Origin of the sequence: Psychrobacter phenylpyruvicus DSM 7000 = NBRC 102152 (genome assembly GCF_000685805.1) — a bacterium.
In the GTDB taxonomy this organism is placed as follows: Bacteria; Pseudomonadota; Gammaproteobacteria; order Pseudomonadales; family Moraxellaceae; genus Psychrobacter; species Psychrobacter phenylpyruvicus.
The window spans coordinates 26,470-52,319 of sequence record NZ_JMKP01000022.1 but is presented as its reverse complement, the minus strand read 5'-3'; the positions used below and the strand labels follow the sequence as shown (position 1 = coordinate 52,319).

General features: G+C 42.4%; 20 protein-coding genes and 1 pseudogene. 11 read left to right on the top strand and 10 right to left on the bottom strand.

All coding sequences use genetic code 11. The features are described 5' to 3' along the window. A pseudogene (locus tag G561_RS15345) lies at positions 1-160 on the top strand (IS982 family transposase); the annotation flags it as partial. 38 nt (positions 161-198) lie between these two features. On the opposite strand, the gene G561_RS0109355 reads toward G561_RS15345, so the two are convergent. Then, positions 199-1,161: a hypothetical protein gene (locus G561_RS0109355; RefSeq protein ID WP_028859323.1), complete on the bottom strand. Its 963-nt coding sequence runs from the start codon at positions 1,159-1,161 to the stop codon at positions 199-201. A 485-nt stretch (positions 1,162-1,646) separates the two neighbouring features. On the opposite strand from G561_RS0109355, the gene G561_RS0109350 reads away from it, so the two are divergent. The 6 genes from G561_RS0109350 to G561_RS0109325 all read left to right on the top strand — a co-directional run bounded on the left by G561_RS0109350 (position 1,647) and on the right by G561_RS0109325 (position 9,862). Then, positions 1,647-2,882, top strand: a complete 1,236-nt coding sequence (locus tag G561_RS0109350; protein WP_028859322.1) for a lipoprotein-releasing ABC transporter permease subunit — start codon at positions 1,647-1,649, stop codon at positions 2,880-2,882. 85 nt (positions 2,883-2,967) lie between these two features. Further along, positions 2,968-3,654 carry a lipoprotein-releasing ABC transporter ATP-binding protein LolD gene (gene lolD, locus G561_RS0109345; RefSeq protein ID WP_028859321.1) on the top strand — a complete coding sequence of 229 codons (687 nt, stop codon included), beginning with the start codon at positions 2,968-2,970 and terminating at the stop codon, positions 3,652-3,654. A gap of 189 nt (positions 3,655-3,843) precedes the next feature. Further along, complete coding sequence (locus tag G561_RS0109340) at positions 3,844-6,663, top strand: ComEC/Rec2 family competence protein (protein WP_028859320.1); 2,820 nt, start codon at positions 3,844-3,846, stop codon at positions 6,661-6,663. 308 nt (positions 6,664-6,971) lie between these two features. After that, positions 6,972-8,045, top strand: a complete 1,074-nt coding sequence (gene sppA / locus G561_RS0109335; protein WP_028859319.1) for a signal peptide peptidase SppA — start codon at positions 6,972-6,974, stop codon at positions 8,043-8,045. A gap of 30 nt (positions 8,046-8,075) precedes the next feature. After that, a complete protein-coding gene (locus tag G561_RS0109330) occupies positions 8,076-8,930 on the top strand; it encodes an alpha/beta fold hydrolase (RefSeq protein WP_051584484.1) in 855 nt (284 codons plus the stop codon). 86 nt (positions 8,931-9,016) lie between these two features. Beyond that, positions 9,017-9,862 carry a CPBP family intramembrane glutamic endopeptidase gene (locus tag G561_RS0109325; RefSeq protein WP_028859317.1) on the top strand — a complete coding sequence of 282 codons (846 nt, stop codon included), beginning with the start codon at positions 9,017-9,019 and terminating at the stop codon, positions 9,860-9,862. A 131-nt stretch (positions 9,863-9,993) separates the two neighbouring features. On the opposite strand, the gene dusA is transcribed toward G561_RS0109325, so the two are convergent. From dusA to G561_RS0109305, 4 genes are all read right to left on the bottom strand, one after another. After that, positions 9,994-10,995 carry a tRNA dihydrouridine(20/20a) synthase DusA gene (gene dusA / locus G561_RS0109320; protein ID WP_028859316.1) on the bottom strand — a complete coding sequence of 334 codons (1,002 nt, stop codon included), beginning with the start codon at positions 10,993-10,995 and terminating at the stop codon, positions 9,994-9,996. Between the two features lie 42 nt (positions 10,996-11,037). Next, positions 11,038-12,345, bottom strand: a complete 1,308-nt coding sequence (locus tag G561_RS0109315) for an MFS transporter (protein WP_028859315.1) — start codon at positions 12,343-12,345, stop codon at positions 11,038-11,040. Between the two features lie 89 nt (positions 12,346-12,434). Next, positions 12,435-14,072, bottom strand: a complete 1,638-nt coding sequence (locus tag G561_RS0109310) for a phospholipase D family protein (RefSeq protein ID WP_028859314.1) — start codon at positions 14,070-14,072, stop codon at positions 12,435-12,437. Positions 14,073-14,488: 416 nt separating this feature from the next. Then, entirely contained in the window at positions 14,489-15,436 is a 948-nt protein-coding gene (locus G561_RS0109305) for an NAD(P)-dependent oxidoreductase (RefSeq protein WP_081794428.1), read from the bottom strand. Between the two features lie 207 nt (positions 15,437-15,643). Here G561_RS0109305 and G561_RS0109300 point away from each other — a divergent pair, with 207 nt between their 5' ends. The 4 genes from G561_RS0109300 to G561_RS0109285 all read left to right on the top strand — a co-directional run bounded on the left by G561_RS0109300 (position 15,644) and on the right by G561_RS0109285 (position 19,556). Further along, entirely contained in the window at positions 15,644-16,951 is a 1,308-nt protein-coding gene (locus tag G561_RS0109300) for an O-succinylhomoserine sulfhydrylase (protein ID WP_081794427.1), read from the top strand. A 107-nt stretch (positions 16,952-17,058) separates the two neighbouring features. After that, the gene (locus G561_RS0109295; RefSeq protein WP_007395367.1) at positions 17,059-17,391 is read left to right on the top strand and encodes a YbaB/EbfC family nucleoid-associated protein; all 333 of its coding nucleotides are present in this window, start codon (positions 17,059-17,061) and stop codon (positions 17,389-17,391) included. Between the two features lie 163 nt (positions 17,392-17,554). Beyond that, positions 17,555-18,142, top strand: coding sequence for a recombination mediator RecR (gene recR / locus G561_RS0109290; RefSeq protein WP_028859311.1), 588 nt, complete (start codon positions 17,555-17,557; stop codon positions 18,140-18,142). A gap of 115 nt (positions 18,143-18,257) precedes the next feature. Further along, positions 18,258-19,556, top strand: a complete 1,299-nt coding sequence (locus G561_RS0109285; protein ID WP_051584478.1) for a ribonuclease D — start codon at positions 18,258-18,260, stop codon at positions 19,554-19,556. A 10-nt stretch (positions 19,557-19,566) separates the two neighbouring features. Here the strand turns inward: G561_RS0109285 and G561_RS14380 are convergent, their stop codons facing one another. From G561_RS14380 to gcvH, 5 genes are all read right to left on the bottom strand, one after another. Continuing rightward, positions 19,567-20,295: an esterase/lipase family protein gene (locus tag G561_RS14380; RefSeq protein WP_227674059.1), complete on the bottom strand. Its 729-nt coding sequence runs from the start codon at positions 20,293-20,295 to the stop codon at positions 19,567-19,569. Positions 20,296-20,554: 259 nt separating this feature from the next. Then, the gene (gcvP, locus tag G561_RS0109275; protein ID WP_028859309.1) at positions 20,555-23,449 is read right to left on the bottom strand and encodes an aminomethyl-transferring glycine dehydrogenase; all 2,895 of its coding nucleotides are present in this window, start codon (positions 23,447-23,449) and stop codon (positions 20,555-20,557) included. A gap of 113 nt (positions 23,450-23,562) precedes the next feature. Then, positions 23,563-24,363: a nitroreductase family protein gene (locus G561_RS0109270; protein ID WP_028859308.1), complete on the bottom strand. Its 801-nt coding sequence runs from the start codon at positions 24,361-24,363 to the stop codon at positions 23,563-23,565. 86 nt (positions 24,364-24,449) lie between these two features. After that, the gene (locus G561_RS0109265) at positions 24,450-25,244 is read right to left on the bottom strand and encodes a nitroreductase family protein (protein WP_028859307.1); all 795 of its coding nucleotides are present in this window, start codon (positions 25,242-25,244) and stop codon (positions 24,450-24,452) included. A 109-nt stretch (positions 25,245-25,353) separates the two neighbouring features. Then, positions 25,354-25,734 (bottom strand): glycine cleavage system protein GcvH, encoded by a 381-nt coding sequence (gcvH, locus tag G561_RS0109260; protein ID WP_028859306.1) that lies wholly within the window; start codon positions 25,732-25,734, stop codon positions 25,354-25,356. Positions 25,735-25,850: the final 116 nt, after the last annotated feature.

Genomic DNA, 25,850 nt, shown 5'->3' with positions numbered 1-25,850 from the left:
ATTGTCTGACTGCTTTAATATACAGAAAGTACGTGCTAGAGATTTATGGCATTTGTCTCATCGTTTAACGCGTAAGATTCTGGCGCATAATTTCTTTTTTCTTTTAAATAAAAAACTTGGTACCCCGCCTCTTCAGTTTGAATTGCTAATAAAGTGTTGAGAGTGGGGTTTATATCTATAATTATGCTTATTTTTTAATTAATCGGTTTGGTTTTCATGGTAGATTGCAGCTTGCAGCCAAATATTAGCTTGGATATAGTCATTGACTTCGATTTTTTGTACCTCATCAGTGGTTGGAGTAGCGACACGCACCACAAAAGGATCCGCATCTGGCTCACGCAAGATAGCCACATCAAACACAGTTAGCTGACGGTCATATAAAGTTTGTTGCTGCTTGCCTAATACCTGACCTTGACACCAGGCTTCATCTTCTTGACCTAAAGTTTCACCAAATAAGTAAGCGCACATATTGCCTAGATTGATTTCAATAGGGGCCAGCTCTTCATCAGTATCTGCTTGCCACTGATCTATCTGCTTGTCTAAGTCGCTAGGAATAACACCATTATTTTTGGCCACAATATCATTATAGGCACGGTGATAGCGAATGGCTTCGGGATCTTCGACTAAAATAACTTCATCTTGATTACTAGGCTCGATGGCATAAGCCCAAGCGCTAAAATTAACAAAATACTGCTGATTTTGGCGATAAAGGGACTGGTTGACAGTATACATTTGGTCGAAGGCATAGATAACACTGCCATCTTCACTGATTAGACGTAACACCGCATCCTTAGTTGAAGGATTAGCGATAATACGGTCAATCTTGCAAACCAAGCCATAAGGGCTGTTAACACAAGGGAAGGCGTTAATGAAGTTCTGAGGTTTGCCATCTTTCATGGCTAGTACTTGGTTGATATGACACATCTCATTGCAAGATAACAGCAAATGAGCCAAAGAGTCTTTGGTTAAAGCAGGGTTTAGGCCAGCGGCAATGGTTGCATCATCAATAGAGTTTTGTAGCCAATTAGGCACATCGTTTTCGATGTTATCAGTTAGGATACGCCAGTGGTCGCCATGACCTGCCGTTTGTTCATCAGTTAAAGTAATAGTGATGGGGCGTATATCTGGATGCTGGCTATATTTATAAACTTGAGTTGTCATAATAAACTTATACTTTTGATGGTTGGTTTTAAGAGTGGCTACATTTGTAATTTGTTATAACCTGAAGCTGTAATCGTAAGCTATCGTTTTGATGTCGAAAGCTAAATGGTAAAAGGTTCATCAACGTAGCTAGAAGTTTTGCAACCCTCTGCTCTATTAACTAAATAGGGGCAAGTTATTTTAATACAAGATCAAACCCTTATTATCGTTGGTAAATTGTGGTTAATGCTTGAAACGACTGATGCTATAGGCAATGATTAATGCTATAAGCGGCTATTATTATGAGTAAATTAAGAGTTTTTGGTCAATAAAACAAGCCACAGATAGATATAATAAAATAATTGCATCAATCAAACATAGCCAAGTTAGTTGTGTTTGTGTCAAACTATGGGCTTTGCTATTTAGCATGACCCTTTAATTATCGTTTTAGTTATTATCTTATAGTTACTTATTAGTTAACTTCTAACCGGTTAAGAGCCTAAATTATGTTTCGTCCATTAGCCTTATTTTTAGGATTACGTTATACGCGTGCTGAGCGCAGTAACCGCTTTATCTCTTTGATATCACTGATCTCAATGGTGGGATTGACCCTAGGGGTTGCCGTGTTAATTACGGTTTTATCCGTGATGAATGGTTTTGACCGGGAGCTTAAGACTCGTATTTTAGGGATGGTGCCGCAAGCCACTGTCAGCTCAGGTGAGATTATTTCTGATTGGAAAGGTCTGGCCAATGAAATTGAGGAAGATCCTGAGGTAGTTGCGGTCGCTCCTTTCATTGAGTTACAAGGGATGCTGACCTCAAATGGTCAGGTCGCAGGTATCATGGTCACTGGTGTTGAACCTCAATATGAAAAAAACGTCTCTATTATTAATGAGCATATGGTCGAAGGCAGTATTGATACCTTAAAAGATGGCGACTTTAGTATTGTCTTAGGCGAAAGCATGGTAGAAGCGTTAGGGCTGCAAGTGGGTGATAAGGTAACTTTGGTGTTGCCTGAAGCCTCACCGTCACCTGCCGGAGTTATTCCTAGATTTAAGCGTTTTACGTTAACTGGGGTATTTAATATTAGCCGTGAAGTGGATAACTTAGTGGCATTCATTCCTATGGGTGATGCGGCAACATTACTGCGTTTGCCTCCTGGTGCTCAAGGGGTGCGTATGAAGCTTGACAATATCTTCTTAGCTCCGCAAGTGGCGCAGCGAGCGGCCAATCTTGAGCCAGGCTATCTATATCCTAATGACTGGACAAAGACTCATGGTAATTTGTTTGGTGCCATTCAAATGGAAAAAGCGATGGTGGGTTTATTGCTTTTCTTAATTATTATTGTCGCCGCTTTTAATATTGTCTCAAGTCTGGTTATGTTGGTGACAGATAAAAAAGCAGACATTGCTATTTTAAAAACTTTTGGGGCTTCACCGAAGCTGATTACCCAAGTATTTATGGTGCAAGGCTTAGTTATTGGCGTAATCGGTACAGTGGCGGGAACTATCCTAGGAGTGATTCTCGCGTTGACGGTAGGCGACTTGTTAGGCTGGATTAATCAGGTATTTAACTTACACTTATTTGATGCCTACTTTATTAACTATCTGCCAACAGAGCTGCGCTGGACGGATGTGTTGATTATTACCACCACTTCATTCTTATTAAGTTTCTTGGCAACTATATATCCGGCTCGCCGTGCAGCTAGTATTCAACCTGCGCAAACCTTACGTTATGAATAAGGCTGTGGGCTTGAGAGATACAAGAGTTTTAAAATAGAAGAGCTTTAACACAGTCATTTAGAATAATAGCCATTGAGAAAATAGTATGTCAGAGATTTTAGTCGCAAAAAACATCAATAAAATTTACGATGAAGGCAACATTCGCACTCAGGTTTTAACAGGTCTTAACTTAACGGTGAATGCAGGCGAGCGCATTGCTATTGTGGGGACCAGTGGCTCTGGTAAAAGTACCTTGTTGCATCTATTAGGTGGTCTTGATGTACCCACCTCTGGTGAGGTTTGGTTGCATGGTAAGTGCTTAAATAATATGAATGAGACTGAACGTGGCGAAATGCGTAATAAGCATTTGGGCTTCATTTATCAGTTTCACCATTTATTACCAGAGTTTACCGCCATTGAAAACGTGGCCATGCCTCTATTATTGCGTAAAGAGGTACCAATCAAAGAAGCTCGCCAGCAAGCGGTTGATTTGCTAGAAAGAGTGGGGTTGGGACATCGATTAGAACACCGTCCTGGTGAGTTATCAGGGGGAGAGAGACAACGGGTAGCGATTGCCCGTGCCCTAGTTACTAAGCCCTCACTGGTACTGGCTGATGAGCCAACAGGCAACTTAGATTATGACAACGCGCAAAGCATTTTTGCCTTATTGGCAGAGTTGCAAGATACCATGAAAACAGCTTTGTTGATGGTCACCCATGATAGAAGTCTAGCGGCTATGGCTGATCGTCAGATGCTCCTAAAAAATGGCAAATGGGAAAATTTTGACGATTAAACAGTTTGATACCAAGCGGTTGTTATCAAGCGGTTGTTATCAAGCGGTTGTTATCAAGCGATTGTTATTAAGTGATTTGTTTAATAAGACCTTATTAATAAGGCTGCAGTTATAAAAAATAATAAGCCCAGTACTCAGTTATTAGCTCAAATATTAAGGATGGTCTTAACCCACTACTAAGGATTTTATTTGATTTGGCTAGCAGGGATTTTAGCAATTGCATTAATGTTAGCCATTTTAGAGCTGGACCCGAGCCAGCTCTATGCTCTTAGTAATTTAGCACAACAAGTAGTCAGTGAGCGTTGGCAGGTAGCCGCTTATGTATTATTGGCATTAATGGCTTTGCTTTGCTCACTGTCTTACCTCGCTCCATTGTCCTTTAGAATCTTAAAAAGGAACACGTCTCCTTATTCAGCCTCATCCATTTCTATTATTCCTACTCAGATCTATCTAACGCCTTATACTCAGCTACGGCGGCAAGGGTTGTTTACACCCATCATTAAACTGGCTATTTTGTTACTGCTGCTACTTGCCGTCCTAAGCAATAGTGTCGCACAGCGCTTAGCCTTTATAGAATCTTCTCCCCAAAAGCCATTATATTTAGAAGCCATGGTTAGTCCAGTGGGCTTAAGTGATAAGCGTCTAGCAGTTGCAAAGGGCGAGGTGATTCAAGGCTATCGGCAATTGGTTCAGTTGTCCGCTATTCAACTGGACTCTTTACACAATAATAAATCAGCAACAGCACCGGATTTATCAGGATTAAGTAAGTTGCCAGCGACGATGCAGGTTATGCTGCAAAGCTATCAAAGTGAGGATAGCCAGCTTAATCAATTGGCTCCCAATCAACAGCTGAGGATGAAGCTGGTGTTACAGCCGCTTGAATTAAAGGACAAAACAAATGCTGATGAGTTTGATGAATACCGCTGGCTAAGTAGTCGCCATGCTACGGCAAAGGCTTTTATTGTGGAAGCATCTTATCTCTCTATAAAGCTTGCGACTGAGTTAACTCTGCAGCAAAAGATAGATGTGATGCGTTATAAGTTTCGTGAGCATTTTTTGAAGCTGATGCTTCAACGCTCACAGCAAACGGGTGAGGGGGCTTATCAAATCACAGACAGCCAGGATGAAGTTGCGGTAACCTTAAGTTTACTGACTGGTGATCGCAGCTTAATTAGCGATGATATGACGGCTTTATATCAGTTTGGGGGCATCTCTCACTTATTAGCCATCTCTGGTACTCATGTTTTATTTTTAAGTCTATTATGTGCAGCTTTGGCGATGGGTGTCATTAATCGTTTTAGACCCAGTATTTACCACTGGTTACCCCGCTGGCAATGCGCTTTTATTATTGCTGCCATAACTGCTTTTGGCTATGCGCTTTTTGCAGGGTTTGATGTGCCTGCATTACGAACGGCTTGTATGCTGCTATTGGTTGGGGTAGTGCGTTATTTTTTAGCAGTACCTGCTATTTTCAAAATGTTACTGGTGCTGGCGGTAGCTATGGCGTGGGCCGATGTATTTGTGCTGTGGCAGGCAGGGTTTTGGTTGTCTTTTGTGGCGGTAGCAGTATTAGTCGCTTATAGCCAGCGCTGGCAAAGAGTAGAAGGAGATAGGCGGTCAGCAAGCCTAGCAGATAAAGTTAAGCAGAGATTAATATCTTTAATGAAGCTTCAAATTTGGATGTCAGTCGCGTTATTGCCTATTAGCCTGTGGCTGTTCGGTAAAGTATCGCTCTGGGGCTTTGTGATTAATTTATTTGCCATAGGCTTGTTTGGCTCAATTATTGTGCCAATCAACCTATTGGCCAGTGTGTTGTTTGTTATGGTTCCGGCCAATGCTTTGTCTGCTGTTCTGTGGTCATTACTATTTTGGATACTAGCTCAGCTGCATACACTGCTGCAACTGTTACAGCAGACCTTTCAACAAAGTGGTTGGCTGTATAGCGAGATGAGTTTGCCGTTTATGGGGCTTTTACTGCTCACGGCACTGCCTTGGATATTACCTAAGTCTATGTTGAGTCGTGCGCTTTGTGCTGTACCAGTGCTGGCCATTACTGCAATGATATATGCCAGCGAGGATTTACCCAAAGACTCGGTGCATATCACAGTATTAAATCCAAAAAACTTTAATTATGCTGCCAATTTAATACAACATAAACAGCAAGCTTGGCTGTTACTTTCAAGCTATGAAAATCAGTATAAAACAGTAAGTGAGGACTTGGCTCTGAAACAGCAGGCACAACTCTCTCAAGATTTATATGATCAGTTAAAACAGCAAAATGTGGAGCAATTAACCGGAGTCATTGTCCAAACGGCGACGATTAATCTGGCACCAGTAGTAGCGAGCCTTAGTCAATATTTGCCTATCTCATACTATTGGCAAGCAGGGCTGTCAGCTCATAAGTTAACTATTGATAAGGCTTTAGCCGGCTCATCGCTACAAGCTCAAAGTTGTCAAGCGACCAAGCATTGGCCTGCATATTCAGAAGCTAGCCCACTAAATGCAGAGACAGAACTTGAGCAGCTATCAATAAGCGCGCTTACAGGTTGGGAGCAAGTAGAGGACAGTAGGGTTTGGGACTGTGCGATACAGATATCTAGCAGTCAAGCCATCTATCTTAGTGAGCAAGGTCAGACTGAGCAGCTATTTGTCGCTACTGAGCGAAGGGGTAAAACTAACATGACAAAAGGTAAAACTCACATAAAAAGCATAGATACCGATGTCCAAGAGCTTAATCTACTGAATAAAGCTGTGATTTATAGTAGTGCCAATCCGCAATTGGCTCAGCTTTGGCAATTAATGTGTGACGCTCGGCCACAACCACGCAGCAGCGGCTTTGAGTCGCTCAACATAGATAAGGGCGGTTACTGGTTAACCTCCTCACAATCCGTGGTAAAAAAATCAATGGTAGATAACTTTTTACCGCAGCAGTGGAGAATTATAGGAGAGGGTCAGGCCTCAGCCACACTACCGTTACAAGAAAGTCATTTGTATTGGCAGCAGCCTTAGGGGTACTTAAAGGGTTACTTAAGCAGCTTTATGTTGTTTTTTTGGTCATGCCCTAAACAATTGACTAAATAAAATTAAGATATGAATTAATATTTTACAGAATTACCGGTGACAAAGTATGACCAGGTCAGGTATGGTATTAAGCTTCTAATTGACTGAGACTTTAGGACTCAAGAGTAGGTCGAAAATTAGTTTAGTTTATGACTTAGCACTTGTCCTAAAGACTTGAATATTTTATCTAAAAGGCTTGAATATTAGGTCAATTAGTCAACAAATACATCAACCGATAAGTAGGATTCACATTTTATATGTCAAACTGGCCACCAGATCCCAATAAAACTCCCGAAAATAATCAGGCTCCAAATAATTCCAATAATAAATCACCACAAACACCACGCTCATTACCTGTAAGCTCTGGTGGCCGTGAGTGGCATTTACTAGAAAAAACGCTAATGGCCAGCATTGAAGAGCAGCGTCGTGCTCGTCGATGGCGTGTGATCTCTAAGGTACTTAGTTTAATTACTTTGCTACTGCTGTTTTTTATGCTCAGTCGTAGCTGTGCACCAACGGAAAGCATTAGCAGTGTAGATGTGACTAAGCCACACATTGCAGTAGTGGATATTAAAGGGGTTATCGGCCCTGATGATGTTGCTAATTCATACGATATCAGTGCTGCTTTAACAGAAGCTTTTAAGTCTAAGGGCTCGAAAGCAGTGGTTTTAAATATCAACTCTCCGGGTGGTTCGCCAGTTCAGTCTGATGAGATATGGCAAACTATGATGGAGCTGCGTAAAGAGTATCCAAAGAAAAAGCTATATGCGGTCATTGGCGATATGGGAGCTTCTGGCGCTTATTATATCGCTTCTGCTGCTGATGAGATCTATGTTAACCCCTCAAGCTTAGTGGGCTCTATTGGGGTTATCATGCCAGGCTATAATGTCGAAGGCCTTATGGACAAGTTAGGCGTTAAAGATACCACTTTGACAGCGGGCGAATATAAAGATATTTTAAGTGTAAGCCGTGAGTTAAGCGACTACGAACAACAACACGTCGAGGGTGTTTTGAATAATACTCATAAGCACTTTATTAATGCCGTTAAGCAAGGTCGTGGCGATAAGCTAAAAGACCCAGAGCAAAATAAACTTTTCACTGGTCTGTTTTGGACAGGTGAGCAAGCCATTGAACTAGGCTTAGCTGACAAAAAAGGAAGTTTAATGACGCTAGAAAAAGAGCTTAAATTAGATAATGTTGTTGATTATACCCCAATAGATCCAATGAGAATGTTCTTAAATAACTTCGCGCTGCAATTAGGGTCTGGTATTGGCTCATCAGTGGAATTGAAGCTATTACCAGAGGAACAGACTTCAGCTGAGATGAGATAAATGCTAACAACTTCAAATGTGTCATTAAATATGGACTTTTCAAGGCTGCCCGTTTCAAAAGTAACGGGTAAGCCGGTGATTCATTTTGCCCATGCTAACGGTATGCCAAGTCGAGTTTATCAGCCTATATTTGAAGTGCTACAACAGCACTTCACGGTTGAGTATATTCCAGTTTTAGGCTTTGATGAGCAGGGCCAGCCTACATACGCTATTGATAATCATTGGAAAAGCTTGACCAATCAAGTTATTGATAGTGTTCAACAATTGGTAAAAAAGCATAAGGTACCGGTAATAGGTTTGGGCCACTCCTTAGGAGCCTTATGTACCTTGCAGGCTATTTATCGTAAACCCAAACTGTTTGTACAAGCAGTGCTGATGGATCCGCCCCTTATTTACGGCAGAGACAACTTCTTCTGGCACACAGCCAAGCTATTGTCGCAAAAAGTAGCCGATAAAATGTCTCCTGCTGGCATTTCCAAAAATCGTCGAGATGTTTGGGACAGTCGAGAGCAAGCTCATGAGTTATTACGTCCAAAGAGTTTTTTCAAAAACTTTGATGAGCGTACCTTTGAGGGCTATTTGCAACACGGTTTGCGTGACCAACCAGATGGTACCGTCACTTTAACCATTCCTAAAGAAGCAGAAGTGGCCGTATTTCGTACCAATCCGTCCCTTTATTGGCTTAAGCCAAATAAACCTCCTAAGAAGCCGGTAACTTTGTTAATAGGTGATGGGAGTCGATTCTATGAAATGGACTTCCCGCATAAAGTCAGAAGACGCCTATCAATTCCTTTTAAGCTGCATGCAGGAGGGCATATGTTCCCTCTAGAATATCCTGATTCGGTGGCTCAGTTAATCTTAGCTACCATTGCTGAGCAGGCTTAACCTATTAAATAAAAGCCCATTAAATAAAGGCTCATTAAATAAAAGCTCATTAAATAAAAGCTCATTAAATAAAAGCTGCTTCAACTATGTTTAATAAATCTGCAACTAAGCCAGTCCCAGAAAACACTGAAGCAGTACAGCCTCATAAGCTATTTACTAAGCTTGGGGTTGTATTGCTCTTTGTTGGCATCATTGGGTTATTTTTGGCGCTGCAGCTTTTAGGCATCTATCTGTTTGCCCCTGTGGTTTTTAATGACTTTCCATTAACCTCAGCCCAACGATTTGGTATGGGCAGCTTCGATGGTACGGTAACCAGCTATGCCATGATATTTACTCTAGTAGTACTGCTTGTAATTATCTATGCGATAGTGAGGGGGCGTATTCATAGTGTCTCCTCTCAGTCATCTGTTATACCAGCTATGGATGATGGTGAAGCAACTTCTACTGGGGCCCGTTATGGTGTGGCTGATTATTTAGGGTTAAAGCCTTTTCCATTCAATATCGCCATGGGCTTTATTGGCTTATGGCTGCTATTTGTGATTAGCACAGAGACCTTAACCTATATTTTGGATAAAGACCCTACGGCCTTTGTTGATGTGCTATATGACAGTGCCAATCCAAAATGGCTGCTAATTGTCACCATGGTTATTGTGGCACCGATCTATGAAGAAGTGATGTTTCGCGGTATCTTGTGGAGTGCGGTACGTGAGCAGTTTGTGGGTAGCAAAGGGGCATGGGTAGCGACTATTAGTACCAGTATTTTATTTTCGATTATTCATTTGCAGTATGAATTTTATGAAATGAGCGTTATCTTCATACTGGCCATGTTATTAGGTTATGCTAGGTCTCGGTCAGGCTCTTTATATGTTCCCATCTTACTGCATATCATTAATAATGGGGTGGCTATGTGGATGTATCTTATAGTTAATTAGGCTACTCTTGAGCAAGCTTTTATTAGACTGTTCCTGAGTTAGTGTTAATGAGCTATTGCTAATAGTCTTGTATTTATAAAAAAGGTCCCATACTGATATCAGCATGGGACCTTTTTTTGGCTTTGCGGGCACTAATCTTGCTGTTTAGACTTTTCTATTAGCTGCAACGTAGTATCGCCGGCAGCTTTAATCTCAGCAACGGTTAATTGCTGCTTACCGCTTAATGCCTGTCGCCATTTACGTGCTCCTGGCAAGCCTTGGAATAGGCCTAATAAATGGCGCGCGATAGAGGTTAGAGGCTCTGAATTAGCCACTTGTTGTTCTAAGTAAGGATACAGCTGCTCTAAAATTTGCTCCCTGCTTGGGGCTTGCTCTCCCCATAACTGCATAGCCTCAGCCAATATATAAGGGTTGTGATAAGCGGCGCGGCCAATCATCACCCCATCTACTTGTTGCAAATGAGCTTTGATTTGCTCAATGCTATCGATACCGCCATTGATTTCAATTTGAAGCTCAGGCATTTCTTGCTTTAAGCGATACACATCTTCATATCTAAGCGGGGGAATCTCACGGTTTTCTTTTGGGCTCAGGCCTTGTAACCAAGCAATTCGTGCATGGACAATAAAACGCTGACAGCCGGCTTCGGCACTGGCTTCGACAAAGTCTTTCATAAACTGATAGCTGTCGTATTCATCAATACCGATACGGTGTTTTACCGTGACAGGAATGTCAACTTCAGCTTGCATATGACGTACTAAGCTTGCGACGGTATCAGGCTCCGCCATAAGACAGGCCCCAATTTTATTGTGCTGTACTCTATCAGAAGGGCAGCCGACATTGATATTTACTTCATCAAACCCGCGTTTTTGAGCCTCTATCGCACATTGGGTCATCTCAGAGATATCTGCTCCGCCCAATTGCAGTACTAAAGGATGTTCACTACTATCAAAGCGTAGCAGACGATCTGTATTGCCATGTAAGATAGCACCCGTTGAAATCATCTCGGTATAGAGATAGGTATGGGGGTTAAATAGACGAGCAAAAAAACGATAATCTGTAGTCGTCCAGTCAATCATTGGGGCGACTGAAAGGCGTTTATGGGTCATCATGTTTTGCAAAGCGGGTTGGCTCATATAAAAGATTAAGTCCTAAGTACACAAGTTAATAATAGCTGACTATAGTTTGATCGATTCATCTAAGTCTTTGAATTTCGGTAAGCGATAAATATAAAGCCCGATGATAAAGGTTACGAGACTGACAAAAGTAATGTATAGCGCAGGTGAAAAGCTAACCAAATTGGTGGCATATCCCAGACCGAAAGGTAAGGCAAGGCCAACTAGAGCGTACATCAAGTTATAGGTCAAAGACAAAGCGGTTACTCTAACCTCGGTAGGGAATAGCTGTACTAAAATCACTGAACCTAAGCTAATAATACCGGCACAAAAGCCCAAAATGGCGTACATAAATAAGATAAAGCTACCGCCCCCGTACTCTAAGTGATAAAAGAAAGCAAAAGCTTGTAGCATTAGAGCAATTGAGCCTATCATCAATGCTTTGCCAGTGCCACTTTTATCAGCAATTAACCCATAAAATACACAGCCAATCATCAAAAATAATAAGCCTAAGTTATTGGAGAATCTTAACATAGAGTCATCTATACTAAACTTCATAGAGACGAGATCAGGTAACAGCAGCGCAATTACCATAGTTAGACTAGCAATAATAAAGGTTATTATTAATGCCAAAAATATGGCATTAAAACGCTTAAGATAGGGGCCTAATTCAGAGAATTTAGGTACGAACGTTTGTTTGTTTTGTTGACGAGTAAAAATTGGCGTTTCATTGATGGTTTGTAACAGTAGTAGTACCACAAAGCTTAACAAGGCTGCCCAGACAAAGGGAATACGCCAGCCACTTTCAATCAACTGGTCCCTAGTATGAGTCGAGGTAATGATCTCAAAGAGTAAAATTGACCCCAGTTCACCCAACATAAAGCTGGCTGTGACGAAGCTCAAAAAAGTGGCTAAATTTCTTTTGTCAACATGTTCTGCGACATAGACCCAACCTAATGGGGTATGCGCCCCAAAGGCCATTCCTTGGAACAGTCGGGCGATAAAAAATAGAACTGGGGACAATATGCCAACTTGTGCATAAGTAGGCAGGCAAGCTGTAATCAGAGCCGTTAGGGCAATACATGACATACTGACTAATAAAGCTGGGCGGCGGCCTTTTACATCGGCATAGCGACCCAGTAGCATTGCACCGATAGGGCGGGTCAGATAGCCTGCAATAAATAAGCTTAGCACCTGCAACTTAGCTAAAATCGGATCATCATTGGCAGGGAAAAAAGTGCTACTGATAATGTCTGCCATAAACAGATAAATTAAAAAATCAAAGTAAGTAACGGCGTTACTGGCACATATGATCATTAACTGCTTTGGTGAAATTGAGCTTGATGAGTCGGATAAGGCAACAAATGGCATAATAGTCGTATCACGTAATAAATATTAATTGGGCGTATTAATTGGCAATCAAAACATACAACAGTTTTTATAGATTTACGGCTATTTTACTATAACAACCAGTCAATCGGCAGCGAGGACATAATGTTTATCCATAGCGAGTCTAGCAAATCAATATGAGGCTCTTTATTGTGATAAATCATTTGGCTGTTCTCCAAAGTCTGCCACTGTAGACGACCTTGGTCGGTCAATACAACTTTATAGGCTTGATTTAATAAGTCATCGCTGATGGCTTTATGCAGTTTCAGCGCCAACTCCTCATCTTCAATCACCACGCCCATCTCAGTATTAATATTGGCTGACCTAGGATCTACATTATACGAACCAATAAACACACTGTGATCATCTACAGCGAAAGCTTTGGCATGAAGACTGGTAGAGGACTGCGAGCGGGCACGCCATAGCTTATTTTCTCTATCTTCTTTCGAAGCTATGGCTTTTAGCTCATATATCTCTATGCCAGCTTGCAACAATGGCACGCGCCACTGTGCATATCCAGCGTGAACCGCAGACACATCAGTGGCATTAAAAGAGTTAGTCAGTATTCTAACCTTCACCCCTTGCTGTGCAAGTTTGATTAAAGTTCTAACTCCATCCTTTGTGGGTACAAAATAAGAAGAGACAATAGATAGGTTCTGTGTTGGAGTCCCTAATAAGTCTCTTAATTGAGCAACTAAATGTACTTTAGGGTGGGTGTTTTTTAACAGCTTCTCAACATCATCACTTAAGAAAGTTATCTTTGCCCAGCGAAAAGGCACTCGTTGATTAATTAAATCAGAGTCTATAGTTGATCTCTCTACAGCGCGATTATACACACTTAACCCTTCAGAGTTAGCCATTGATTTCTCAGGATAAATTTTATTTAGGCTAGCAATGAAGTTTTTTGTATTGGTCTCAGGATCATTTGAGGCATTGACGGGTAGCTTATGATCCTTTTGCTTGACCAAGGTTTCTATATCGTAGGAGATGGGTGAGCGCCAATATTGCTCAAAACTTTTATTGATATCTTGTACCACATCGCCTATCAGTAGCACATCTAAGTCGGCAAACTGACTGTTTGTGTTATTACTAAGATACTCATCTCCCACATTTCGGCCCCCTACAATACTTAGGTGACGGTCAAAGGTCATGCTTTTATTATGCATGCGATGATTGATGCGCCTTAAGTCTGTAAAATAGTTTAAGGTTTGAAACTTTCTAAAAGACATAGGATTAATCAGGCGCACTGCAATATTAGGGTGACTGGCAAAGCGTATTAGATGCTTATCTAGAGCAGCATTATTATTAAAATCATCCAATAAAAAACGAACCACCACTCCGCGGTCAGCGGCTTGCCATAACTGCTTTAATAACAGTTGACCTGCTTGGTCATTATGCCAAATATAATACTGTACATCGATACTTTCAGTGGCCAGATCAGTAAGTTCACTACGGGCGGCAAAAGCATCAGCTCCGGTCACAATGGGATGGTAGCCTGAAAGGTTTGGGTGGGAGTGTTTTTGCTGTGTAATAGATTCTACTAATTGGGCTTGTAGAGGCTCTAAGGAGCTCTGGTTCGATTTGTTATCATAGTGAGTATTAATAGACCTAGTTAGCTCAATACTTTTGGCAATATGAGGGGTCTTGGGTAAAGTACTACAAGCACTAAGAGCTAGAATAAACAGACCTGCCACAATTAGCCTAAGCATTGATAGTTTTTTATCAATTATGCACTGTAAATGACAAAAAGTAGCCCCCATACCTTGTTGGACCTTAACCAACGTGAAATGGCTCATAAAAGATGAGCTAGCTGAAATAGGGGTGTCAGGACTGTTAATAAAAAAAGGGCTCAAAGTTTTGTACCTTTATAAAAGCTCACTGTACCAGAAACTCACTGTCACTTGTTTTTTTAAGGCTAAATTTTCTAAAAGGCAGTAAAAATAACGCTATAAAATAAAAGTATTTTACCGCAGTCTAAAGCGTAATAAAGTTGCTAAAATGTTTAACCAACAATAACAATAAGGGGAGCTAAGGGGGAGCCGCTTATTGTAAGCCTCCCCCTACTGGTGCTGTGACGGATACGGTGTTTACGATTTTATAGAGCTATAAAAAGCTTGAATTAAGCCTATTTGTCATCTTCAATATCGAGGCCACTCATCATCTCATAAAATTTGGCAAATTCTGAGAAGTCCGCTGCACCAGGCTCATGCTGGTTACTAGCAGCTCGAACTAAACTTGCCACTTGGGCCATCACTGGTGTTGGAACTTGCTTCTGCGTTTGTAAGTCAATAGCGATACCACAATCTTTGGCCATTAAGTCTATGGTAAAGGTTTTAGGAAAAGCACGGTTTACGATTCGATCTGGGAAGGTGGCTAAGGTAGCAAAGCTCTGACCACTGGCTTTATTGATACAAGCCAAGGCATCTGAAGGGTTGACCCCATGTGCTTTGAGAACAGACAGCCCTTCGGCAGCAGCCCAGGCATTAATGGCAAATAAAGTATTGTTCACCGCTTTGACCGCAAAGCCAGCTCCAGAATCACCAACATGGACAATAAGACCAGCAAAGCACTCAATGGCTGGTCTAGCATAAGCCAGTGCTTCAGTAGCACCGCCGACCATCACCGTTAATGTACCGCTATCAGCTCCCGAGGTTTGACCAGAAACAGGTGCATCCAAAAATTCACAGCCAATCGCTTTTAGTTTCGCTTGACTGGCTTTTGCTTGATCAGGAACCCCGCTAGTACAGTCTACCCAGACACTATTGGCGGATAAATAGGGTAGGGCTTGCTCAATAACTTCATCTACCACATCACTGGTAGGTAGACATGAAAAAATAACATCTGCGGTTACTGCTTGTTGTAAGTTGACTGCTATGGTGCCAAACTCTTTTGCATGAGCCTCGGCTTTGGCAGAAGTTCGGTTCCAGACCATAACGGTGCCGAACTGGTCTACCAAATGCTTGGCCATATGGTGTCCCATAGCGCCAAGGCCCAGAAAGCTGACCGACTTGGGCGGATTAGCATTTGTGGCTGACTCTAAAACTGAGTGGGTAGATGAGTTATTTGTGCTCATAGCGGTACTCCCTAGCATGAATTGAATTTTTTGTTAATTTAAAAATAGAATAGCGTTAGCTTACAATGGAAATCCGAAAACGATAAAAAAACAGTGATATATTGCTAAAATACTTTTATTTTGATAAAGCTCTTAGTTAAGCCAATTTTTTAAAAGTTAAGCCAACTTTTCTTTCACCAATCTTTAATAACCATAATAGATAATACTATGACCCATGACAATCAAAACACCGCTCAAGCCTCTGCTGCCCCTCAAACTGCAACTCCTCAAAGCAATCAATTGGATGATAACTGGAGTAGTGATGCGTTAGACTTAAGCCAAGGCTATGCTATGCAGACCATTGCTGTACGGGCAGGACAGCATCGCAGTGACGAAGGCGAGCATAATGATCCTATTTATACCACCAGCTCTTATGTATATCAGTCGGCGGCTGATGCCGCTGCTCACTTCAATGGGTCAAAGACAGGTAACGTCTATTCACGTCATACCAACCCAACAGTACGCACTTTTGAGCGTCGATTGGCAGCCTTAGAGGGTGGGGAGCGTGCGGTAGCGACGGCTTCGGGTATGGGTGCTATCTTGACCATGTGCTTGGCTTATCTGAAGCAAGGTGATCATATTGTTGCTGCCAAACAGCTATTTGGTTCATCGGTCGGTCTGTTTAATAACTTTATGGGTAAGTTTGGTGTCAGTGTCACCTATGTGGACTGCTTTGATAATAAGGCTTGGGAACAAGCGGTGCAGTCTAATACCCGCTTATTTTTTTGTGAGACGCCCAGTAACCCATTAGGCCAGATTGCGGATATGAAAGCAATCAGTGCCATTGCCCATGCTCACGGTGCGTTATTTGTGGTAGATAACTGCTTTGCTACCCCTGCTATTCAGCGTCCTTTAGAGTTTGGAGCGGATGTGGTGATTCATTCAGCGACTAAGTACCTAGATGGTCAGGGTAGAGTCCTTGGCGGTGCATTGGTAGGTAATGAAGAGCTGATGCAGCAAGCTTTCGTCGTGATTCGCTCTGGTGGTATTAGCATGAGTCCATTTAATGCTTGGGTTTTTATCAAAGGCCTTGAGACCTTAAATCTGCGTATGCAGGCTCACTGTGATAATGCCAACAAAATTGCTGAGTTTCTGGTTAATCATCCTAATGTTGAAAAAGTACATTTCTCAGGTTTGCCAAGCCACCCGATGCATGAGCTAGCGAAACAGCAACACCATCGCAAAAACTGCTATGGGGCAATCATGGGCTTCGAGGTGAAAGCTGTGGGCAATCATACTCCGCAGTCGGCTGCTTGGCACGTTATTGATAGCACTAAGATGGTGTCCATTACCAATAACTTAGGGGACGCTAAGACCACTGTGACCCACCCTGCAACCACTACTCACTTTAGAGTTTCGGCACAAGCTCGTGCTGAAGCGGGAGTAACTGAGGCACTTATTCGACTCTCGGTGGGTTTAGAAGAGGTGGACGATATTATTAAAGATTTGGCGCGAGGGCTAGATAGCTTAAGCTAAGTCACAAGCTTAAAACATAACTTTTTAGACAGCCCCTTAAGTTATCAGTATAATGAGGCGTATAACAAGACTAATTCGAAATGTTTTAAAAATCTAATGAGGTAATCATGAATATTCAAGCCCTTATGCAGCAAGCTCAGGCGATGCAAAAGCAAGTTGAAGCCAATGTTGAAAAAGCAAAAAAAGAGCTGGCTGATAAAGAAGTTCAGGCAGAAGCTGGTAATGGTCTGGTTAAAGTAACCATGACTGGCCGTCATGTGGTTAAGCGTCTATCTATTGACCCAAGCTTATTGGAAGATGAGCCAGACTTAATCGAAGATTTAATTGCCGCAGCAATCAACGCTGCCGTAACCAAAGCTGATGAGCTATCAGAGACTACCTTAGCCAATGCCACTAGTGGTATGGGTTTACCACCAGGTATGCAAGGCCTATTTGGCTAGTCTAGTCTTAGCGGAAATTTATTACAAAATAGTTGTATTGAATGGGGTGGTAATGACTAAATTACCCCCCATTTTTTATTTAGTAGCTTGTGGTCGTGTCTGACTCTATAAGTTGCTAAAATATGTATTAGTAAAATATTTTGCATATAAAAAAGGTGATTGATTGTTAACCGAAAAATTTGATAATTTGGTTAAGCAGCTGCGGGTACTGCCGGGTGTGGGTCAGAAGACCGCCCAACGCATGGCCCTGCATTTGCTTAACGGCAAAAGGCCTCAAGGCTCGGCATTGGCGCAGGCTTTAGATATTGCCATGCATGGTATTATTGAATGCCAGCAATGCCATTCTTTTAGTGATGATGAGATTTGCCCCATTTGTTTAGACCCTAGACGCGATGACAAGATACTGTGCGTAGTAGAAACGGCTGCAGACGTAATGGCCATTGAACAATCTGGCGGATATCGTGGTCGATATTTTGTATTGGGTGGTCATCTATCGCCACTTGATGGTATCAATGCCGATGATCTTAATATTGATCAGTTGGTTAATCGAGTGAAGGTCTCGCCTGTAGAGGAGCTGATTTTGGCCACCAGTACTACGGTGGAGGGTCAGACTACGGCGCACTTTATCTCTGAAGCGGTTCGTCGTCATGTGGGTAAGGTCACTCGTATAGCCCAAGGTATCCCGATGGGCGGAGAGCTAGAGTATTTAGACAGCATGACTCTCTCTCAAGCCTTACAAAATCGCTCTTAGTAACCTCTTTTAATAATTAGTAAATTTTTTGGTTATAAACTCTATATAACCCAAACTTCAATATAACCCAAACTCTAATTTTTTATTTCTATTTATCACGGTAAAGAAGACTTCCATGACTCAGGTATCCACAGACAGCACCTCCACTCAAGAGTCGGCAGCAAAAACAGCGACTATTAATGACCCTAGTAAATTGCTTGATGTAGCAGCTATCAAACAAGATTTGGAGGCTTCTACCAATTTACCAGTACACTGGGTATCTGACTTTGATGCTCTAGAAGCCTGTCTTGACGATTTAGAAACCCGAGATAGAGTGGCTTTGGATACGGAGTTTATTAAGCGCAGCACTTATTTCCCGATACTAGCCTTAGTGCAGATCAATACCGGTGAGTGTATATACTTGATTGATGCCCCTAAGCTTGATTTGACTGAGTTTTGGGTAGTATTAGAAGAGATGCCATTGATGATTTGGCATGCTTGTGGCGAGGACTTGGGTATTTTTTATCTGTTATCAGAAAGCCCAGCTTTAACCAATGTCTTTGATACCCAGATAGCATTGTCTTATTTAACCGGTCAGTTGCAGATGGGCTATCAGCAGGCACTGAGTCAGGAGTTAGATATTCATGTTGAAAAAGGGGAGAGTCAATCAGACTGGTTGGCGCGGCCACTGACCCATGAGCAAGAGTGCTACGCTATTGATGATGTGCGCTACTTGCTTAATCTGTATGATATCTTACATCAGCAGCTTGTTAAACGAGACCTATTAGACAAGGTGATTGAAGACTGTCAGCTATATACCAAGGAATTGTACGAGGCGGCTAATGTTGAAGATGATGCCACTTATTTAGCAATGGCTGATTTTCGTTATACCGGTGAGCAATTGGCAGTGTTACAAGCCGTATCTAGCTGGCGAGAAGCTTTGGCCCGTGCCACCAATCAACCAAAAACCTTTATCTTGAAAAAACAAGCGGTACGCGATGTGGTGGTGGAATTTCCAAAAAGCGTTAAGCAACTGACCCAAAAAACCACCATGCATCGTAGTATGATTCATCTGTACGGTGAAGAGTTGATTGGTATTATTAATAAAGCACGCAATCTACCTGTTGATGAACAGCCTGCTCGAATATTACCTCCTTATCGCTCTAAAGATAAAACGGTCTCAAAAGCAGTAAATCAGGTTATAAAAGACTATGAAGCCGAGACTGGTGTTCCCGCCAACGTGCTTATGCGCAAAAAATGGCTGTCTCAGCTTTATGAGATTGTGGCTTATGATCTGCCTATCGAGGATATCCCAGAAGGGCTTAAAGGGTGGCGTAATCCTTGGGTGATGCAAACCTTAATTCCACTGCTTGAGACTTATAAACAGCAGTTGCAAGAAGGCATGCGTATGCAACAAGAAGATGATGAATCATAAGCGGATAGGCTTATGATTTTTTATTAACAGGCTTCTTTAAGACGGGTCTATTAAACATTCCATGATCCAAAAAATAAGCGGTTTGCTCTGCCACAGCCTGATTAATTAACATTCCAGTATGTGAGACAGGAAGAGTGATGTGATCAGTTGCTGTTTCAAGCTTGGTTTCATAGACATAAACCGTCCCATCATGCTCACACTGAGAGGGGCTAAACTTTGACTTTTGGTTGTGATAGTTAAGTACAATCTGCCCTAGACCATAAGGGGTATTACCAGCGATCACTCCTAAGCTAACGCCTTTTTTTAGTGGTGCATTTTGTCCATCTAATGCATTTTCATAAGCATTTCCCACTAAAGGTGACAGTAGTTTATTAGCATATTTAGCAGTGGTACTGCCCTTGTGCGGGGTGCCCAGTGTGACGCAGCGCCCAATCTTCCATTGTGGAAACCTTGCAATAAAATCTCTAATTATCAGTCCGCCTAAGCTATGACCGACCATGTTGATTGGTATAGAGGGGTCATGGTTGTTAAGCAACCAATTATTAAGGGCTGTGCTGTGCTTATCAATACTATCGCGTAGGCTGTAGTAGTTATGCTGATAGGTAGCAAAGCCATGACTTTGAAGTTGCTTTGCTAGTGGCTGCATAACCCAAGCTTTTTGATGTAGCCCATGTATTAATACCACGAAGGGCTTATGGGGAGCTTTAGATACTGCAATCGATGACTTAGATTTTGACAAAAGTAGTTCCTAATTAAGAGTATTTTAAGAGAATTCTCTAGTTATAGTTTAGTTTAATTATAAAGTTATTTAATAATAAGACATCATAATATTGATTATAAATAGAGAATTAGGGGCTATGGGTTAAAAAATGTCATTAAAGGTTAATTTGAGCTGTATAATCTAAACTTATAAATAAAAAAACCTTCAGGCTTTATACCTGAAGGTTTTTTTATTGTCACTATAAAGCTAACAGTCACTATAAGTTAGCAGCCGTTGATTACATATAGTTTTCGATGCTTGGGCAGCTACACATTAGATTCTTATCGCCGTACACATCATCGATACGACCGACGGTTGGCCAGAATTTATGCTGACGGATATAGTCTAATGGGAACGCAGCAGTATCACGGCTGTATGGATAGTTCCAATCATCGCTAGTGATAACGAACGCTGTATGAGGTGCGTTAACCAATGGGTTATTGTCAGCCGTCCAGCCATCAGTGCCTTCTTTCACTTTAAGCGCTTCTTGCTTAATAGATTTCAGCGCAGAGATAAAGCGGTCAAGCTCATGCTTAGCTTCTGACTCTGTTGGCTCAATCATTAGCGTACCCGCTACTGGGAAGCTCATAGTTGGCGCATGGAAACCATAGTCCATCAGACGCTTAGCGATGTCCGCTTCAGTGATGCCGGTCTCTTCTTTAAGCGGACGGATATCAATGATACATTCGTGCGCCACACGGCCGTTTTTACCGGTGTAAAGTACAGGGTAATCATCTTGTAGCTGGCTTGCTACATAGTTGGCGTTTAATAGCGCTGTCTTAGTGGCTTGTAGCAGACCATCACGGCCCATCATGGTGATGTACATCCATGAGATAGGTAAGATGCTGGCTGAACCATAAGGCGCCGCTGAGACCGCAGTGGTGTCTTGAGTCGCATTAAATACTGGGGCCACGCTATGGTTGGCTTTGAAAGGCGCTAAGTGAGCCTTCATACCGATAGGGCCCATGCCTGGACCACCGCCGCCGTGTGGGATACAGAAGGTTTTGTGCAGGTTCATGTGCAGTACGTCAGCACCGACTTCTGCAGGCTGCATGATGCCCACTTGAGCGTTCATGTTGGCGCCGTCCATATACACTTGACCACCATGGCTGTGAATTAAATCACAGATATCACGGATACCGGCTTCAAACACACCGTGTGTAGACGGATAGGTGATCATTAGCGCACCTAAGTTTTCGCTGTGCTCTTCACACTTCGCTTTTAGGTCTTCAACGTCAACGTTACCATTATCATCAGTGGCGATTACCACAACTTTCATACCCATCATCTGCGCGGTAGCTGGGTTGGTACCATGAGCGGATTTAGGAATTAAACACACATCACGGTTGGTTTGACCCAATGACTCATGGTAGCGGCGAATGGCTAGTAGACCTGCATATTCACCAGAAGCCCCAGAGTTTGGCTGCATTGAGATATCATCAAAGCCGGTGATGGCTTTTAATTGCTCTTGTAGGCTTTCAATCATGGCCAAGTAACCGGTTACTTGATCTTGGGGTGCAAAAGGATGCACGTTAGCAAACTCGTTCCAAGTAATCGGTAGCATTTCACTGGTAGCATTTAATTTCATAGTACAGCTGCCCAGTGAAATCATGCTGCGGTTCATGGCTAAGTCTTTGTCTTCAAGCTTTTTCAAGTAACGAAGCATCTCATGCTCAGTGTGGTGCGAGTTGAATACTGGATGAGTCAAGATCGCATCAGTACGCAGAACCGCGTCGTTTAAAGAGATTTTGGCTTCACTTGGTAATGGCTGTGCTTTGTTGGTGAACAGCTGAGTTAGGGTTTCAAAGTCGGCCTCATTACTGGTTTCAGAGAAAGAAACAGACAGTTTGCTGTCACCTTCACGCCATAAGTTATAGCCCACATTTTCTGCATTTTCATAGATTTGAGTGGCCAATCTTTCAGAACCGCAGTCGATCAATACTGTATCAAAGATTTGATCGTGAACCACTTTTAGCTCACTATTAGAAGCTTTAATCGCATCACTAAAGGCGGTGGCCATAGCATGAATACGGGTAGCAATGCGTTTTAGACCTTCAGGGCCATGATAGACCGCGTACATGCCCGCTAAGTTGGCTAGCAAGACTTGCGAAGTACAAATGTTTGAGTTGGCTTTCTCGCGGCGGATGTGTTGCTCACGAGTTTGTAGTGCCATACGTAGGGCAGTGTTGCCTTGAGCGTCTTTTGAAACCCCGATAATACGACCAGGGGCTGAACGTTTTGCTTTATCAGTAAAGGCAAAGTAGGCGGCGTGTGGACCACCAAAGCCCATTGGAATACCGAAGCGCTGAGTGCTCCCTAAAGCCACATCAGCACCCATAGCAGCTGGTGATTTTAATAACACCAAGCTCATGATGTCACTGACCACTAGGGCATAGGTTTTGTTCTCTTTAACCGCAGCGATTACCTCTGTTAAATCAACCACATCACCTTCACGACCTACGTATTGGAAGATGGCACCAAAGAAGTCGCCTGATTTGGCGGTTTCGAAGTCGCCGACAACCACTTCCCAACCAAAGTATTTGGCACGGGTGCGAATAACGTCTAAAGTTTGAGGATAAATACGCTCATCGACGAAGAATTGATTTGATTTACTTTTGCTAACACGCTTCGCCATCGCCATACCTTCAGCGGCAGCAGTGGCCTCATCCAGTAAGGAAGCGCCGGCCAATTCTAGGCCAGTAAGGTCGATACAAACTTGTTGGAAGTTCAATAACGCCTCTAGACGACCTTGTGAGATTTCAGCTTGGTAAGGGGTATAAGCGGTATACCAACCTGGATTTTCTAGGACGTTACGCTGAATAACAGCCGGCATACGTACTGGCGAGTAGCCTTGGCCAATATAGCTTTTGTTAACCGTGATGTCATCAGCCATGCCACGTAGTTTGGCCAGAGCATTATGCTCACTCATGGCTTTTGGTAGTTCTAGTTCGCGGTTCATGCGTACAGCTTCAGGCACGGTATCAGCGATAAAGCTGTCCATGTCATCATAGCCAACCGCTTTAAGCATTTCTGCTTGATCGTTAGCCCCTGAACCTAAGTGTCTGGCTACAAAACGTGCTTCGTCAAATAGACCGTCAAAAGATAGGTTAGAGTTTGTGTTTTGGGAGGTCATGGCAGTCCTTAATGGTTAAATCAAACATGTGGCTAGGTTTTACGGCAATAAGCGTGAAAACCGTAAACCCGGATTAAACTGGCAGTTGTCGTACCGGTTGTAAAACTTCTAAATTAAACGTGCTTAACAAATTGGTCGTAATCGAACCTAAATTGTTCGTGGTAAATACCGTTGTCGCTTCTTTCACCCGCACCAATCATCATGGCAATATGATGGTGACGGGTTAAGCCCAGTAGTTTTTTCATACCTGGCTCATCGAATCCACCCATAGGGCAGCTATCAAATCCGTATGCTCTTAGCGCCAACATTAAGTTCTCAGCTGCTAAAAACGTATTGCTAAGCGCCCATTTTACTTGGTCAGCCTGAGTGTAGTATGGCGTGACTACGGGGCCTTTAACTTTGCGATGTACGGTGGCAAATCCCCATTTGACCACAGCTAGTGCATTAATTGGATCTTGGGTATAAACCATTGGAATAAGTTTTTCGTAATATCTCTTAACCTTTGCTGGTACCGGCTGTTGTGGATATTCTTTAATAATTTGCTTGCTATGTTGTCGCCAATTATCAGTGCGAGCAACAACGGCTATCAATCTACTAGAGGTCTTGGCTGCGTTTTGTCCAAGGCAAAGCTTAACTGCTTTTTTCTTAACTTCCTCTGAATCAATAACATAAAATTCCCATTGCTGAAGATTACTAGCATTAGGCGCAAGCATTGCCATACGCAAACAATCTTTAAGAACCTCATCAGGGATAGGGGTATCGGTGAAACGTCTTACGGCTCGGCGTGACTCAATCACCTGTTTAAAAGCCTCTAGATGCGGTGCATTTAGGCTACTTGATTTTGGTTGATGGCTTTTTTGCCCCTCTGTTTTTTGGCTTTCTATATGAGGCTCATCATGCGACTGTTTTGTCATTTTTAGCATATCCTTTGCAAGTTAAATGTCATTGAATACTTTTAATATTCAGTAAGTGTCATTTCAATAAGTATGATTGAAAAACATCAAACCCGTTTAACGAACTTATCGTAATCAAAACGGAATTGGCTGTGATAGATACCTCTTTCGGCACGCTCACCAGCAGCAATCATCATAACCACATGGTGGTGGTCACTAAGATTAAGTAGCTTTTTTAATGCAGGCTCATCAAAGCCGCCCATAGCACAGCTATCAAAGCCGTGAGCACGAATGGCTAAAATCAAGTTTTCAGCAGCCAGTGCTGTGTTATACATGGCCCAGTTTTTGATGTCATCATAGGTATAACAAGGGGTTTTGATAGGGCCTTTAAATTGTCTTACCGCTTTAGTCATTCCCCATTTAACGGCAGAGAAAACTCCTGCAGGACCTCGTAGGAAATCCATGGGGACAATTTTTTCGTAGTAGTCGCGTACTTTTTTTGGGGCTTTGCCATCTGGAAAGTCACGAATATTTTGTTTGGCATGGTCGCGCCAAGTATCTGTTCTTGCAACGACAGCAATCAACTTATTAGCAGTTCTTGCTGCATTTTGGTTCATACAAATTTTACTGGCTTTGCTACGCTTGTCTGCCGTTTCAATAACATAAAACTCCCAAGGCTGTAAGTTGCTTGAGTTAGGGGCAAGCATGGCTAAGCGCAAGCAATCTTGCAAAACATCATCGGGAATAGGAGTGTCTGTAAATCGTCTTACTGAACGGCGAGACTCAACTACCTCTGTGAAGGCGGCTAAATTCTTTGACGATCTAATATCTTGCATAGCAACACCTTGGTCTGTTTTAGTCTCTATAATGGGGGTAGGACTTCCTTGGTCTTGTTGTGACATAACGTATTTATCCCTAAATAGTTAATGAGATGAGGGCGTAAATAAGTAAGCGTCGCCTCAAAGATGAAACAACGCCGTTCACGCCCTATTAAAGAGACGGGCCTGTTAATTATAGGTCAGCTTGATACTCTTCAGCTGATAGTAGTGAGTCAAAGTCGTCAGCATTATCAGGCTTAATGCGGTACATCCAGCCATCACCATACGGGTCGGTGTTGATAACTTCTGGGTCGTCTTCAAGTGCTTCGTTGATCGCCACAACTTCACCAGTGATAGGCGCATATACATCTGAAGCTGCTTTAACAGACTCTACAACGGCCACTTCATCATCTACTGCTACGGTATCGCCCACATCTGGAAGCTCAACATAAACGATATCACCAAGCGCATCTTGAGCATGGTCAGTAATACCGATAGTGATGGTGCCGTCATCTTCCATGCGTAACCATTCGTGGCTAGCAACATACTTTAATTCTGATGGAACATTACTCATAAATTTCTCCAAAAAGGTAGAGGGGTGGGTTAGTAAAAATTTCACGCTAAGTGATTGGGAGTAATCAAATTAGGTTTAGTACGGTTTGCTACAAAATAAACTGTATCGCTTCATCA

Excerpts from the sequence above, each read along its gene's own strand:
- G561_RS0109355 (WP_028859323.1), bottom strand. The coding sequence starts at position 1,161 with ATGACAACTCAAGTTTATAAATATAGCCAGCATCCAGATATACGCCCC.
- G561_RS0109350 (WP_028859322.1), top strand. The coding sequence starts at position 1,647 with ATGTTTCGTCCATTAGCCTTATTTTTAGGATTACGTTATACGCGTGCT.
- lolD (WP_028859321.1), top strand. The coding sequence starts at position 2,968 with ATGTCAGAGATTTTAGTCGCAAAAAACATCAATAAAATTTACGATGAA.
- sppA (WP_028859319.1), top strand. The coding sequence starts at position 6,972 with ATGTCAAACTGGCCACCAGATCCCAATAAAACTCCCGAAAATAATCAG.
- G561_RS0109330 (WP_051584484.1), top strand. The coding sequence starts at position 8,076 with ATGGACTTTTCAAGGCTGCCCGTTTCAAAAGTAACGGGTAAGCCGGTG.
- G561_RS0109325 (WP_028859317.1), top strand. The coding sequence starts at position 9,017 with ATGTTTAATAAATCTGCAACTAAGCCAGTCCCAGAAAACACTGAAGCA.
- dusA (WP_028859316.1), bottom strand. The coding sequence starts at position 10,995 with ATGAGCCAACCCGCTTTGCAAAACATGATGACCCATAAACGCCTTTCA.
- G561_RS0109315 (WP_028859315.1), bottom strand. The coding sequence starts at position 12,345 with ATGCCATTTGTTGCCTTATCCGACTCATCAAGCTCAATTTCACCAAAG.
- G561_RS0109310 (WP_028859314.1), bottom strand. The coding sequence starts at position 14,072 with ATGCTTAGGCTAATTGTGGCAGGTCTGTTTATTCTAGCTCTTAGTGCT.
- G561_RS0109305 (WP_081794428.1), bottom strand. The coding sequence starts at position 15,436 with ATGAGCACAAATAACTCATCTACCCACTCAGTTTTAGAGTCAGCCACA.
- G561_RS0109300 (WP_081794427.1), top strand. The coding sequence starts at position 15,644 with ATGACCCATGACAATCAAAACACCGCTCAAGCCTCTGCTGCCCCTCAA.
- G561_RS0109295 (WP_007395367.1), top strand. The coding sequence starts at position 17,059 with ATGAATATTCAAGCCCTTATGCAGCAAGCTCAGGCGATGCAAAAGCAA.
- G561_RS0109285 (WP_051584478.1), top strand. The coding sequence starts at position 18,258 with ATGACTCAGGTATCCACAGACAGCACCTCCACTCAAGAGTCGGCAGCA.
- gcvP (WP_028859309.1), bottom strand. The coding sequence starts at position 23,449 with ATGACCTCCCAAAACACAAACTCTAACCTATCTTTTGACGGTCTATTT.
- G561_RS0109270 (WP_028859308.1), bottom strand. The coding sequence starts at position 24,363 with ATGACAAAACAGTCGCATGATGAGCCTCATATAGAAAGCCAAAAAACA.
- G561_RS0109265 (WP_028859307.1), bottom strand. The coding sequence starts at position 25,244 with ATGTCACAACAAGACCAAGGAAGTCCTACCCCCATTATAGAGACTAAA.
- gcvH (WP_028859306.1), bottom strand. The coding sequence starts at position 25,734 with ATGAGTAATGTTCCATCAGAATTAAAGTATGTTGCTAGCCACGAATGG.